Source organism: Flavobacterium sp. GW821-FHT11G01 (genome assembly GCF_058808175.1).
In genome coordinates this window covers 85452-99470 of record NZ_JBXARK010000002.1, presented here as the reverse complement: position 1 = coordinate 99470, position 14019 = coordinate 85452, and the positions used below count along the sequence as shown (strand labels likewise).

General features: G+C 29.3%; 13 protein-coding genes. 1 reads left to right on the top strand and 12 read right to left on the bottom strand.

The window, feature by feature from the left end; translation table 11 throughout:
• Positions 1–11 precede the first annotated feature (11 nt).
• A complete protein-coding gene (locus AC1RRN_RS04245) occupies positions 12–755 on the top strand; it encodes a tyrosine-protein phosphatase (protein WP_492966114.1) in 744 nt (247 codons plus the stop codon).
• A gap of 73 nt (positions 756–828) precedes the next feature.
• Here the strand turns inward: AC1RRN_RS04245 and AC1RRN_RS04240 are convergent, their stop codons facing one another.
• From AC1RRN_RS04240 to AC1RRN_RS04185, 12 genes are all read right to left on the bottom strand, one after another.
• Positions 829–3210, bottom strand: a complete 2382-nt coding sequence (locus AC1RRN_RS04240) for a GumC family protein (protein ID WP_492966113.1) — start codon at positions 3208–3210, stop codon at positions 829–831.
• A 14-nt stretch (positions 3211–3224) separates the two neighbouring features.
• Positions 3225–4016: a polysaccharide biosynthesis/export family protein gene (locus tag AC1RRN_RS04235; protein WP_492966112.1), complete on the bottom strand. Its 792-nt coding sequence runs from the start codon at positions 4014–4016 to the stop codon at positions 3225–3227.
• Between the two features lie 83 nt (positions 4017–4099).
• Positions 4100–5518, bottom strand: a complete 1419-nt coding sequence (locus tag AC1RRN_RS04230) for an undecaprenyl-phosphate glucose phosphotransferase (protein ID WP_492966111.1) — start codon at positions 5516–5518, stop codon at positions 4100–4102.
• Positions 5519–5521: 3 nt separating this feature from the next.
• On the bottom strand, positions 5522–6262 hold the full coding sequence (locus AC1RRN_RS04225; protein ID WP_492966110.1) for a WecB/TagA/CpsF family glycosyltransferase: 741 nt from the start codon (positions 6260–6262) through the stop codon (positions 5522–5524).
• Positions 6259–7314, bottom strand: a complete 1056-nt coding sequence (locus AC1RRN_RS04220; protein ID WP_492966109.1) for a glycosyltransferase family 4 protein — start codon at positions 7312–7314, stop codon at positions 6259–6261. The genes AC1RRN_RS04225 and AC1RRN_RS04220 overlap by 4 nt, the downstream gene beginning before the upstream one ends.
• The gene (locus AC1RRN_RS04215) at positions 7311–7793 is read right to left on the bottom strand and encodes a serine O-acetyltransferase (protein WP_492966108.1); all 483 of its coding nucleotides are present in this window, start codon (positions 7791–7793) and stop codon (positions 7311–7313) included. Before AC1RRN_RS04215 ends, AC1RRN_RS04220 begins: the two co-directional genes overlap by 4 nt.
• A 70-nt stretch (positions 7794–7863) precedes the next feature.
• Positions 7864–8898, bottom strand: coding sequence for a glycosyltransferase (locus AC1RRN_RS04210; protein WP_492966107.1), 1035 nt, complete (start codon positions 8896–8898; stop codon positions 7864–7866).
• A gap of 57 nt (positions 8899–8955) precedes the next feature.
• Positions 8956–9975 carry a glycosyltransferase family protein gene (locus AC1RRN_RS04205; protein ID WP_492966106.1) on the bottom strand — a complete coding sequence of 340 codons (1020 nt, stop codon included), beginning with the start codon at positions 9973–9975 and terminating at the stop codon, positions 8956–8958.
• Positions 9975–10418, bottom strand: coding sequence for a serine O-acetyltransferase (locus AC1RRN_RS04200; RefSeq protein WP_492966105.1), 444 nt, complete (start codon positions 10416–10418; stop codon positions 9975–9977). Before AC1RRN_RS04200 ends, AC1RRN_RS04205 begins: the two co-directional genes overlap by 1 nt.
• 131 nt (positions 10419–10549) lie before the next feature.
• Entirely contained in the window at positions 10550–11596 is a 1047-nt protein-coding gene (locus AC1RRN_RS04195) for an EpsG family protein (RefSeq protein ID WP_492966627.1), read from the bottom strand.
• A gap of 129 nt (positions 11597–11725) precedes the next feature.
• Positions 11726–12784, bottom strand: a complete 1059-nt coding sequence (locus AC1RRN_RS04190; protein ID WP_492966104.1) for a glycosyltransferase — start codon at positions 12782–12784, stop codon at positions 11726–11728.
• Between the two features lie 331 nt (positions 12785–13115).
• Positions 13116–14012: a polysaccharide pyruvyl transferase family protein gene (locus AC1RRN_RS04185; RefSeq protein WP_492966103.1), complete on the bottom strand. Its 897-nt coding sequence runs from the start codon at positions 14010–14012 to the stop codon at positions 13116–13118.
• Positions 14013–14019 lie beyond the last annotated feature (7 nt).

Below are 14019 nucleotides of genomic sequence, written 5' to 3'. Positions count from 1 at the left end.
ATTTTTGCGCCATGTTATCATTCTTAAAATCAAAACCGTACTTAAAGGACCTTCTGGCTGGGAATTATGTTGATATTCATTCTCATTTACTCCCAGGAATCGATGATGGTGCCAAAACAATAACAGATACTTTTAAACTTACCAAATCCTTTCAGGAGATGGGTGTTTCTCAATTTATTACTACTCCCCATATTAGCCATTATATTTGGAATAATTCTCCAGAAGTTATTATTGCTAAACACGAAGAAACAAAGCTTTTATTAGAGGGTGAAAATATTAAAATTCCATTTCAGGCTGCTGCAGAATATTTCATGGATGATTGGTTTGAAAACCATTTTCAAAACGAAAAACTTCTGACATTAAAAGATAATTATGTATTGGTGGAAATGTCTTATATGAATGCCCCTGTTCAATTATACAAAATTCTGTTCGATTTGCAGGTTGCAGGATATATTCCAGTATTAGCGCATCCTGAAAGATATTTATTCTATCATAAAAATTTTAATGAATATAATAAATTAAAAAAAGCAGGTTGTATGTTTCAATTAAACCTATTAGCTGTAGTTGGCTATTATGGAGGCGAAATTACTAAAGTAGCCGAAGAGCTTCTAAAAAAAGGAATGTACGATTTTGTCGGTACTGATGTACATCACAATAACCATATAGCATCTTTTAATCAAAAAATAAAAATTGATAATGCTAACGTTTCTGGCTTAAAAGAAATCATATCGAATAATCAATTTTTTAAATTCTAATTTTTTATTCAAAACATAAAAAAAGGGATCAATTGTTAATTGATCCCTTTTTTGTATTTATTATATTCTTTTATTAAGAAAACAATTTTTTGTACCAAGGTTTTTTGTCTTCTCTCACTCCATATCCATATCCATAACCATAACCTTTTGTCGAATCGGTATCATTAAGCACAATACACATATTTGGTAATTTCTTTTCTTTATAGAAAGTGTTTGCTATATTTAGCATACGTTTTTCTAATACATTTGCACGCATTACATATACAAAGGTATCTGCATTTTTAGCTATTAATAGTGTATCAGTCACCAAACTAACTGGCGCCGTATCTACAATAATATAATCATATTCTTTTTTAAGTTCCGCAAAAAGTTGATCCACTTTTTTACCCATCAATAATTCAGCCGGATTTGGTGGAATTACACCAGAAGGCAAGATAAAGAAATTCTCATAACCTTTATGTTTAATAATATAATCCTGAACATTTTTATCATTTGAAGATAAATAATTCGTCAAACCTAAACTAGGAACATCAATATATTCACCAAATTTTGGATTTCTAATATCTGCACCAATCAATAAAACGCGTCGCCCTGATAAAGCAAAAGTTGCCGCTAGATTTACAGATATAAATGTTTTTCCTTCTGAAGGAAAAGTAGATGTAACAAATACAGTTTTAGCGAGCCCTTCAGAAACTTTATTAAGCATGAATTCCAAATTGGTTCTCACTATACGTATAGCTTCAGCGGAGCTGGTTCTACTTTCCGATTTTATTAACTCGGCTATATCATCAGAAGTAGGTACATCGCCAATAAACGGAATTTGTGTTTTACCTTCCAAATCTAATTTACTCTTGATTTTCGTATCCAATAAATCATTAGCATAAATAATTCCAAAAGGGACTAGTAAACCAAGTAACATCCCAGCAAGATAAATAATTTTCTTCTTCGGACTAATTGGATCTTTTTCTGCTTTAGCTACATCAATAACACGAGCATTTGGTTCTGTCGCTGCTAATGAAATAGCAGTTTCCTCACGCTTTTGAAGTAAATATAAATATAATTCTTCCTTTACCTTTTGTTGCCTTGCAATTACCCTAAATTGACGTTCCTGAACCGGAATTTTACCAATTTTGCTGTTTAAAATTCCTTCCTGACCTTTTATATCGCGATTTTGAATTTGTAAATTAGATTGCATACGTCTCAAACTTGCAGCTACATTAGATTTCAAAGAGGAGATCTGTTGATCTAGTTTCACTACAGAAGGATTCTCAACTGTAGCCGATTTTAAAATTCTATTTCGGTCTAAAACTAGCTGATTGTATGAGCTAATTAATCCTGACGCATCACCATTATCCGTAATCATATTGGATGGCAACAAATCAGAGTTGGTACTCTTTTTCATAAAATCCAACATAGAAGAAACTACACTCAGCTGAATTTCAGTCTCTACTCCTTTTTTATCATATTCACTGGAACCCTCAATGAAAAGTTTTGCCTCAGATTCGATATCTGTTAATTTATTGGCTTTTTTAAAGCTTTCTACATCTTGTTCTACACCATCTAATTCCTGTGCGATTAAAGCCAACCTACTTGCAATAAATTTAGAAGTATTTTCAGAAATGTAGTTTTTATCTTCAGCAGCATTTTCATTATAAATCTGAATCATAGTATCTAAAAACCCCTCAGCTTTTTTAGCAACAGGATCAGAAATTGAAACATTCACAACACTGCTGGTCTTACTAATAGGTTCAACTTTGAGTCTTGCTCTGAAACTTTCTGTTAATTCATCCAAAGGATTAATAACTATCCGAATAAGTTCAAATCTTCCGGTATGATTTTTAGCATAGAATGCTGTTTTTTGGATGACTAAAACACCTATTTTAGTAGTTATTTTTTCCCCAAATTTAAATTCATTTTTTGCAGACAAAATTAATCCCTCCTTGTCTTCTGCTTCATTTTCAAGAGAAAAAGTATTGGAAGTTAAAAGTTTGCAATTTAAAACAGCATTAGTCTTATCAAATAAAATCGTTCTCTTAAAAAAATAAGTACGAATCGGAGTTTCTTCATATATATCACGATCTATTACTTTTCCTTCTACAAAAAAAGCAATATTAAGGTTTAATTTTTTAATTGTACTTTCAACTAATGTTCGAGACTTTAAAATTTCAATTTCATTGTCAACATTATTTTTCATACCTCCAGCTAAACCTAAATCAGAAAAAGCAGATAATTCTGAAAGCATCCCTCCTTTTTTCTCATCTTTTACTAAAATTGAAGTTGTAGCTTGATAACTTGGTTCAGTATAACGCAAATATATAAACACTAAAATTAAGCCAATTACTACACTTACTAAAAACCAGCGCCATTGAATTAAATATTTATCAAATTGCGCCCTTAAATTAACATCCTCGATTTCATCATCAATTATATCATTATAAAAATCTTGCTTTTGCATTTTCTATTTCAATTTTATTTAAAGATTAGGACGGAAAGCGATACTAGAATAGAAATCGCAGAGATTATTACTGAAGTATTAGGACCAACAGCAGAAGAGTTTATTCTTGTTTTATTAGGTTCAACGTATACTACATCATTTTGCGCCAGATAATAAAATGGAGAATTAATAAAATCTGATTTTGTAATATCTACTCTATTATAAGATTTGACACCATTAATTTCTCTAATCACTAAGATATTATTCCTTTTTCCATAAATCGTCAAATCTTTTGCCATACTTAATGCCTCTATTAATGTAATTCTTTCTGATGCTATTGGATAAGTTCCTGGCAAATTTACTTCACCTTGTAAAGAAACTTTAAAATTCATAATACGAAGATTGACAATAGGATTTTTTATATAAACACCTACTTTGCTCTGCAATAATTGAAGTGCATCAGTACGTGTTAGCCCTCCTAGTTTTAATTTCCCTAAAACGGGAAACTCAATATTACCACTTTGATCTACTAAATATAATTGAATAGCTTCCTGACCACGAGCAGCATCTAATCTGTTGTTGGTAGACACACTAAATGTTTTTAAATTAAAAGGAAGAGCCACTTCAGGATCATCAGCTGACACAATAATCATTAATAAATCGTCTGGTTGGATTTTAATTTCATATGAAGTATTATTAGTTTGCTGCGTAGATATACTATCGATATTTTGATAATATACAACGTCTTGTTTTGAACCACAAGAAAAGCATAAAGATAAAAGCAACACAATAGAACTTATTTTTATAAAGGAAGTTTTAGATTTCATTAAGTGTATAATTTTAAGACGGCAAATATAAGAATTAACATATTGAATTTTGCTATTTTTATTTTAAGTAAGTTACTAAATTATCAATACGCATTTTCTTCTCCTGTAACAACATTGATAACGGTTTTTATTATTATCTTTATATCTAGAAGTAAACTCCAATTTTCGATATACCAAATATCATATTCTACTCTGTTTTCCATATCAATTAATTCTCTAGTTTCTCCGCGGTAACCATTTACCTGCGCCCAGCCTGTAATACCTGGCTTTGCATACTGACGTACTAAATAGTTATTGATTAATTCGCTATATTGTTTAGTATGATTTACCATATGTGGCCTTGGGCCCACTACAGACATATCACCAAAAAAAACATTAAAAAACTGTGGTAGTTCATCAATACTTGTTTTACGAATAAAACTTCCAAATTTAGTCACACGGCTATCTCCTTTTTTTGCCTGTTTTTTATCAGCTGTAGTATTAAGGCGCATGCTTCTAAATTTCCAACAGGTAAAGGAGCGATTATCCCTCCCAGAACGTTCTTGTTTAAAGAGAATCGGACCTGGAGATTCCAACTTTATGATTATCATAATTATTGGAAACAACCATGGAAAAATCAATACGATAACCAAGAAAGAAAAGATGACATCAAAGGCTTTTTTTAATAATCGATTAACCGTAAATTCAAGCGGCTCCGGACGAAACATCAACACAGGTGTATTCTCATAAAAGGAAAGCTCTACTTTATTGGATTTGGTGTATAATTGAAAATCAGGAATAAACTTAATACGTACCATGTTATGTTCACAGATGTGTGTTAATTTATTGATTACCTCAATATTGTCAATATGTAGTGCAACATACATTTCATTTACTTCCTCATTTATAATAAATGCCTCAATATCTTCAAACCCACCTACTAGAGGAGAAGAGATAAAAGCAAATGGATCTACCTTCTCATCAAAAAAACCCAAAAAACGATAACCATAGGTTAAGTCTTTTGCTAACGTTTTCCTAATACGTTCTCCTGCATCATTAGCTCCAATAATAATAAAACTTCTGAAATTATATCCTTTCGCTCTAATATACTTTAAAAGTTTCATTGATAAATAACGGGAAATCATCAATAATCCGAAGAAACAAAAATAAAAATAAACTAATCGTAATCTTGAGATATCTGAATACTTTAAAAAAACAACAAAAATTGCTGAAATTGCTGCATGAATAAGTATTTTTTTTATAGTTCGTGCCAATATAGATTCAATTGGCTCTATTCTTATAATTCTATAAGAATCTCTATAAAGTAACAAACCTATCCACAATAAATTAGCAAGCAAAGAAATAGTTTGCACTTCTTTTAAAAAAAGTTTATCTAGGCTTCCAAATCTTAAGAAAGCTGAACAAATAATGGATACATTAAGCAATATAACATCCCAAATTACAAACAACAATTTAAAATAACGCGAAAAGTGAAATTGAGATAATTCTTTTAAAATTTTCATACCCTAAGAATCATAATTTAAAATTCGCTTAGCTTTTTCTTTAACAATAAATTTGACAAAAACAGGACCATAGTATAAATATCGTCTCCACATTCTTTTTGGCTCTTTTAACAATCTTATCAACCATTCCAATCCTAAATTTATCCAAAAATTATTTGGACGAACAATTGTACCGGCATAAAAATCAAATACGGCACCAATCGAACAGATTATTCTTGCATCCAAATGATCTTTATGCTTTTCAACCCATTTTTCTTGCTTTGGAGCTGTCATTCCAACAAACAAAACATCAGGTTTAAATGCATTTACCTCATTTAACATGTGTGCATTTTCATCTTCAGAAAATTCAACTTTATAAGGTGGCGAGAATGTTGCCAATTTAATGTTAGGGAATTCCCTTGATACTCTTTGAACAATCTTGTCCAGTGTATTTTGAGAAGATCCCAAATAAAAACAAGAACCGCCTTTTTTATCTAAATCTTTTAAAAGAAAATTATGTAAATCTGCACCTGCAATTTTTTTTATACTGTCACCATTCAGCATTTTAACAGCAACAACAACTCCAATACCATCAGGTAAGAGAATGTCAGAATTTTGTAATGCTTTTTTAAAATCACTATCATTTTCCGCGATACAAAATGAGTATTGATTAATAGTGTTTATTACCGTTTTCTTACTTAATTTATATTCACTTAAATTATTTTTATATACGTGATAATCTAAGAAGTCAGTTGTAATTTTCAATTTTGTGTTTTTTTGTAAATATTTGCTAAATTATTAATAATGGAACCTAAAGAAAACTTATGGCTTGAAAAGTCTAAAGAAGCTTCACTAATTTTGTTTCTTAGAACTTCATCAGATATCATAATCATTAATTTTTCACTCAATTCATTTATATTGCCCGGCTGAAATAGCATCATATTGACACCATCAATAGCAACGTCAGGAATACCTCCTACTGGTGTTGTTATTACAGGCAATCCGTAGGCCCACGCGTCAAGAACCGCCATAGGAAAGCCCTCCGCATAACTTGGAAGACAAAATACAGTAGCTTCATTAAATAGTTTTTCCTTTCTAGCACCTGAAACCCATCCCTCAAAAGTCACTTTATTACTAATATTTAGTTTTTCTGCAAATTTTATCCCTTCAGCTATTTCACCATTCCCTGCAAAACAAAGTTTCCAATCAGGATATATTGATGCTATATTTGAAAAAGATTGAATTAGATCTTTATACCCTTTTCTACTGTCTAAAGTTCCTGCGTATAAAATTGTATTTGTTTTTTTTACTTCTTGATCTTTTATTACAACAGGGCAAGGATTATAAAGAACAACAATTTTATTAGGACTAATATTTAAATCTTTTATAAGGCCTTGTTTCCAACTCTCTGATAAAACAATTATAATATCAGCCATATTAAATATATTGTAATATAGCTTCAGGTGGTTTTTATCAATAGTTGAATCAGAACTGAAAGCATGAAAATGTATAATAACAGGAGTTTTAAATTTTTTCGCTAAAAATAAAAATGCATATTTTCTTTTAACTGACATAGGAGCACTAAGATGGACATGAATCAATCCTGCGCTTGGCAGTAATAAAATATACTTTAAAATACTCTTAAAAAAAAACCAAAGCTTAATTAAACTAGACTTATCTATATGAGTCTCAATCCAAACACAATTCCATTCTTTCCAAAAACCTGTTGTTTCGTAAGCTTTTATAACAGCAGTAATACCTCCTCTTGTTTTAGATGAAGTACCAACTACTAAAACTTTTTTTTTTTTAACTTTCATCTATTTTTTTTAATAATTTTTGCCGGATTACCTGCTACTACTGAATATTCTGGTACATCTTTAACAACAACCGATCCAGCAGCTATAACAGAATAATCTCCAATAATAATATCCCCAATAACAACTGTATTTGACCCAATATTGACATTATTTCCAATAACTGGACATTTCCCCCCTTCCTTTGCTACACCAATTGTTGTATTATGCCTTATAGTAACATTATCACCAATAATTACATCTCTATTTATAATTAGAGACTGACCGTGAAATACATTAAATCCAAAGCCTATTTGTGTACTGTCATCAATATCAATCCCAAGCATCCACTGAAAAAAAAATTTATAACCTAATCTAATTGGAAATCCTAGAATTTTTAAGACACTCGATCTCGTAAAAAAACTACTCGTTCTAAAAGCAATAATGAAAAATATTCCCTTACTGTTTCCTCTTATTTTTTTTATTTCCTTAACTAAACTCATTAATCATCTAATTAAATTTAATCTGTATTGTAATTGAAAATTTAATACTAAAAATTTCCGCTTTGTAATTTTATTTTAATATCATTTTCTTCAAATAAGAAAGAAGAATTAGTAAATATACTTGCTTTTTGATTATAAGATAAAATATCGTTCTTTGATAAGAAGGTAATTGAGTATAATTATAATCAAGGCATATTTCGTTCCAAATATTATTATGACATATTGCTTTAACAATTTCTATTTTCTCCTTAACTGTAATATCATAATCATTTAGAATAAATATTAGAGACCTTGTATAACCTATAAGTAATCTTTTTGCTCTATCATTAACTCTATTTACAGGCAGGCGTGAACAAATTTCGTTATATAAAACGACGTATTTTTCAAATCTATCTTTTCGAAAACTTTTTGACAAGGAAGAAGAACTCACATTGTCACAATAATAATACATTGAATCAGTAATCAAACCAATTTTTGCAACTCGTTGTAAATAATCGATGTGAAAAATAATATCTTCAGAAATAAATTCTTTTTCAGAACAAAATTTAATATTATTTTTTTCTAGAATATTTCTAGAATAAATCGCACGCCAAACAGACATTTGATATTTTCTATCGACTGCATAACTTGGTTCGGTGCCGATCATATCTAATACAAAGCCTTCTATTTCTTTTTGGGAATCTAAAATTGTTAGTGATTCAACCTCAGCAATGGCATTGATATTTTGCTTTGAATCTACATTATTATAACCGCAAAAAATGGTATCTAAATTCATTTCTTTTGCTTGACCATATAAGGTTTCATAAATTTTTAAATCAACATAATCATCAGAGTCAACAAACGCAACAAATTCTCCAGTTGCTATTTCTAGGCCACTATTACGAGCAAAACCAAGTCCACCATTCTTTTTATGAATTACTTTAATACGATAATCTTGTAATGCATATTCATCACATTTACCAGGAGAAGAATCAGGCGAGCCATCATCAACTAAAATAATTTCAATATCTTTTAATGTTTGATTTAGCAAAGAATCCATACAACGAGAAAGATACTTTTCTACATTGTAGATAGGGACAATAATACTTAACTTCGGTTGATTCATAATTAAAATAAAATTTCAAGAAAAAACGAATAAATCTTACTCAAAAACCACAAAATATTAAATCGGATGAATAGAAAATAATTTCAATTTATATTGTTCGTAAATCTTCTCTGGTGTAAACTTTATAATATCATTAAACGCAGCTTTACCTCTTTGCTCACGAATTCCAATATTTTCCATCATTTCTGAAAGAATACTTATTGCAGCATTAACATCTCCTATCTGCATCAACTTAACACTTGATTCATTAAAATATGTATGGATAGCTGTATTTTCTGTTGTAACTATGGGTTTTTCTAATAGTGCGCCTTGAAAGAGTACCATTTGGCCTCCTTGTAAGTTATTGACTAATGGAATAAAAACAATACTGCAATGAGCAATCACTTCATAGAATTCTTTTTCAGGTAACGAATATTTAACATCCATATTTGCAGGAGCATTTGCAAATATTTTTTTAAACTTCTCGAACGTTACAGCCACAAATTTATAGTGTGGTAGTAATTTAGCAATTTCAATAAATAAAGAAAAATCTCGATGTGTGGCACCTCCCATAAAAATGTATCCTTGATCTTCTCTGTTACTTATTTTTACAATATCTTCACCAAAATCTGACAATGAGTCAGGTACGGGAATAAAGTGATTTTTATTGAGTTTAAAGTAATTGGAGTAGAGCGATGATATTGTTTCATTGTTGACAGTTGTATAGATATATTTGTAAGCTCTCCTAACTAAAGGTTTCTTAATAGGTGAATATAATCGTTCTCTATTATTTGCCATACAATTAATTTTATGAACAATCAGACTGGGTCTAAAAAACGAAATAGCCAAAGCAATATAAATACCTATTGAATCATTATCATAAACCACAATTAAATCATTATTACTTGCATTGAAAAGAACATATAAAATTACCTTCCAAATTCGATAATAATTAATAATCTTATTTTGTTTCTCATTATTGTCTTTACGCATGTAAAATGAAGTGATATTATAACCATCCTCCACGAGAAAATCATATAACCAATAACCTGGCAACATATTTCGTTGTGGGCCTGAAACAAATATAAGTTTATTCATTAATTTATCTTTTTTGCCGGAACACCAGCTATTGTTATTCCTTTTTCCGTAAACGAATGCACAACAACAGCACCAGCAGCAATCTTTATATCATCAGCAATAGTAACACCTCCAATGACTTTTGCACCTACCCCAAGCATAACGTTGTTTCCTAAAATAGGACAATCATTAGATTTTCCATCATTACCAATACAGTTATTTCCATGTAGATGGCAATTCTCTCCTATAATACTTCTTCCATTAATTACATTGTTATAATGATAAATCATTAATCCTTTGCTAATGTTTTTTGTTTCAATCTCCAGACTTAATTTCTCTCCTAAACGATTTCGTCTAGATACATAGATAAAATATAGAAATTTATCCAGAATAGACCTGTTTTTCTTTGCATGAAAATGATAATAATCTGTTTTACGAGATAAGGTAACAAATAAATATATCATTCTTGAAGGCTCTCTTTTAAAACGAGATATAATGTATCTACTATTAGTTTGAAACGAATATTCAGAATATATTTTTTTTTCATATTCCAAAAATGATTTTAATATTTTTTTTGATTCAATCATATTTATAATTATTTATTCCAAAAAAATAATGCCGTCGGATTTAAAAATACAAAACGACCCCAAAACAAAATAAGATATAAAAAAATACAGGCCAGTCCGAGTTTATATTTTTTTGACATTAAATTAGTCTTCAACTTACCTAATTTAACTTTTTTTGACATTTTTAACCTGTCTTCAAAAACATATACCGAATAGCCTAAAACTATGAAATATAAAATAATCAACGGCTCTGCAAATCGTCGTAATATTTCAAATAAGAAAACGATTCTATAAAAAATAATTCCAAAAACCATACTATTATACAAATAAATAATATTTGCAATTGGCCTCATTTTAATTGCGCGATACCCTAAATATATAATGCTGATGTAAAAAAAAGAAGACATTATTAAAGCAAAGATTCCTTGTTCATAAATAACATTTGCTGCCTCACTACCAAACCAATCATCTGAAGAATCTATATAAGATTGAAATTTATTAGCAAATGACAAATATTGCAAATAATTAGAAATGAATCCAATTTTTTTTGAATCAAAAAGAAATGTAAAAAACAGATACAATGGTATAGTAAATTTCATGTTTAGTGGTTTTGTTGTAAACAAATAAAAAAAACCAATGATAAAAACAGGAATAAATGTTGCTGTATGTATGGAAGCACCAATTAATATAGAAATAACTATATAAATCCATTTTTTTTTATTAAGGAAATAAATTGCTAATAATAGAAAACTCAAAGCTAAACCTTGTCTAATTGCACTACTCACAAATATTAAGGTAGCGGGTATAAAAAAGGCATACATGTACTTTGATTCATTTTTGAAGCTTCGAATTAAAACAAAGGCGCTAGAAACAAATATAAAACTATAAACAATAAATCCTCCAACAAAATTTAATCCAAGCAAATAAATACCTTGATTTAGCCATTTAAAGCCTATTTGCTCTTCAGGAATTTTAAGTGCATTTTCTAATCTATATTTATACGACATATAGTCAGGTCCCCAACCATATCTCGATCCGATAATCATCGAGTACATTATTATAGGGAGTAAAGCCATTATCCAGAAATCATAATTATGCATAATATTATAATTCTTTTTACCCCAAAAGGAGTAAAACCAAAAAAGTAACGTAAATAACAGTATATGTTCAATTATGGACATTGTTGATTTTCTTATTTTATATTTCTATAAGCCATTTAACAAATCATTAAAATAGTGAATCGAAAAATTTTTACTATACTCAATTGATTTTGCTTTTAATTCATCTAATTTTTCATGATTCTGAAACAATTTCATAATGGCATGCGAAAAAGATTCGGGATTACTATTATGACAATAAATGGCACCATCATTTTTGCAATAATCTCTAATAGAGCCAACATCACTTACAATAATTGCTAATCCAGCAGCCATTGAAGTTGTTATAACATTGCTTCCAATAGTGTCATCAATTATATTCAGTGAAATGTCAGAATTTTGCATAAGGACTAATAATTCCGATTCTTCAACAAATCCAATTAATTCTATATTATTACATCCTTGGAATTTATCACTTAAATCCATTACTCCCTGACAAATTGTGAATTGTGTGTCTGGATTATTTTTTACAATGCTCAATAATAATTCAAAATTTCTTTTTTGATTACCCATTGCCAATACTTTTGGAACATATTTATTCTTTTGTGTTGTATTGGAAATTTTGGACGGTTGGTAATAATCTAAATCTGCATAGTGGAAAAGGGTTTTTACTTTATTTTCTTGGACATTTAATTTGCTAGTAAAATAGTTTGATAAAGAACTCCCGAAAGTCAAAATACAATCCAATGGATTAAGCCATTTTTGAATTTGGGCAGTTGTGAATGAATCATTTAAACTTTGAGGGATAAGATGTACCAATCCATATATGTTAATTCCATTTGTGTGTTTTTTTAGGTATTGTGCTAAAACCAATTGCGGAAACAACAATTCACAGTATTCTAACAAATATACTGAGTCCCCTTTTTTAAGTATACCATTTAAACCTTTTCCAATTTTAAAATATTTATAAGGAACGATAAGTTTCTTTATCAAGAAGCCGTGAATTTTTTTTAGAAATTTATTTTGACTTATATTTTTATATAAATCTGGAAATATAATTATTTCATATTCATTAGGATAATGCCTTTTAAGCATATTACACATATGCTTCATGCCTGCATGATTATTTGAAGTATTAGTATAATCTTGACTTATTAGATATTTCATATTTTAAATGTAAGTTTTACTCTGTTGTCTTTTCTTGCATTATTTTTGAAGTTTTTTTAAAATTTTAGCATACCCACACGTTATGCTCATGAATACTTAAACTTTAGTATTCTGAGTTTAAAACTTATATCTCTTGACTTCCTGAAAGTTTCTTTCAACTTTTCATTAGTTTTTTCTAAGTTGGAACGAAACAGTTTTATGATATCAGTTCGAATTAGCCATGTCTTTATAATCAGTTAAATAAGTTTCGGGCTTAATATCAAAAGCAGTATAGGCAAATTTAAAATATGTTAGTCTGGAAGAGATTAGCATTATTTGTATAAACCATTTTTTATTTTAACTCTCTTTGAAAATCTAAAATTTTCTGATTTATTTTTGTATCAAGATCTACTATAGTATTGTCTTTCGAAAGATAATACTGATCAACTGAGGCCAGTTTGTAGAGAATATCATCAATAACAATTTTCTTGATAAAAAATTCGGCATCCAGAATATTTCCACTAATTTTTTTTAGCCAAGAATTCAAAAAAGTTTTTCTGTTAAACTTTATAAAAGTAGTATTGATATTTGCAAGATCAACTGAGCTTAACCAATCCATCCACTTAAATTCAGAAACCATAGAGCCTTCAGTAACAGGAGTTGATAAAACATATCTATTCCAGGGCACTCTTAAAACATCAGCGAGAATGGCACCATGCATAGCTTCTGTAATTAAATATTTTGATGAGGCTATTTCCGTCAATGTAAATTCAACTCCATTTTCACTTAGTGGAGATATATAATGATAGCCTAAACGATCGCAAATCAATTTCCAATCAAAATATTTAATTGATCTGAAATATGGCATCACACTAATTTCATATTTTTTTTCTGAGTTTTTAAGTGACTCGAAATTTTTAATATGACGTAAGGCATAAGCAGCATCAGTTATATATTCATGTTCGTTATTAAAAGAGTATGAAGACAAAGGTCCTCGTAAAAATTTAATGTCCCATGTATTGTCATATTTAAAGGAATGATAAGAAGGTCTAATACCAGTACCAAATACAATTTTTTTTCTGTTTTGTAAATCAGTGATTAGTTTATTGTCATTGTAAAGGATCGAACCAATTCCCAAGAAAGCATCGTCATTTTCAAAACTTTCTTTGCCAAAAAGTTGTGGCCATAACCATCCATTTAAATCGTCGCCAAAATTCCCAATAGGATCTTTGTAATATATATATTGCATAATGTTT

Coding starts and splice junctions, on each gene's coding strand:
- AC1RRN_RS04185 (WP_492966103.1), bottom strand. CDS start 14,012: ATGCAATATATATATTACAAAGATCCTATTGGGAATTTTGGCGACGAT.
- AC1RRN_RS04230 (WP_492966111.1), bottom strand. CDS start 5,518: ATGAAAATTTTAAAAGAATTATCTCAATTTCACTTTTCGCGTTATTTT.
- AC1RRN_RS04190 (WP_492966104.1), bottom strand. CDS start 12,784: ATGAAATATCTAATAAGTCAAGATTATACTAATACTTCAAATAATCAT.
- AC1RRN_RS04215 (WP_492966108.1), bottom strand. CDS start 7,793: ATGAGTTTAGTTAAGGAAATAAAAAAAATAAGAGGAAACAGTAAGGGA.
- AC1RRN_RS04205 (WP_492966106.1), bottom strand. CDS start 9,975: ATGAATAAACTTATATTTGTTTCAGGCCCACAACGAAATATGTTGCCA.
- AC1RRN_RS04245 (WP_492966114.1), top strand. CDS start 12: ATGTTATCATTCTTAAAATCAAAACCGTACTTAAAGGACCTTCTGGCT.
- AC1RRN_RS04220 (WP_492966109.1), bottom strand. CDS start 7,314: ATGAAAGTTAAAAAAAAAAAAGTTTTAGTAGTTGGTACTTCATCTAAA.
- AC1RRN_RS04235 (WP_492966112.1), bottom strand. CDS start 4,016: ATGAAATCTAAAACTTCCTTTATAAAAATAAGTTCTATTGTGTTGCTT.
- AC1RRN_RS04210 (WP_492966107.1), bottom strand. CDS start 8,898: ATGAATCAACCGAAGTTAAGTATTATTGTCCCTATCTACAATGTAGAA.
- AC1RRN_RS04200 (WP_492966105.1), bottom strand. CDS start 10,418: ATGATATATTTATTTGTTACCTTATCTCGTAAAACAGATTATTATCAT.
- AC1RRN_RS04240 (WP_492966113.1), bottom strand. CDS start 3,210: ATGCAAAAGCAAGATTTTTATAATGATATAATTGATGATGAAATCGAG.
- AC1RRN_RS04195 (WP_492966627.1), bottom strand. CDS start 11,596: ATGGCTTTACTCCCTATAATAATGTACTCGATGATTATCGGATCGAGA.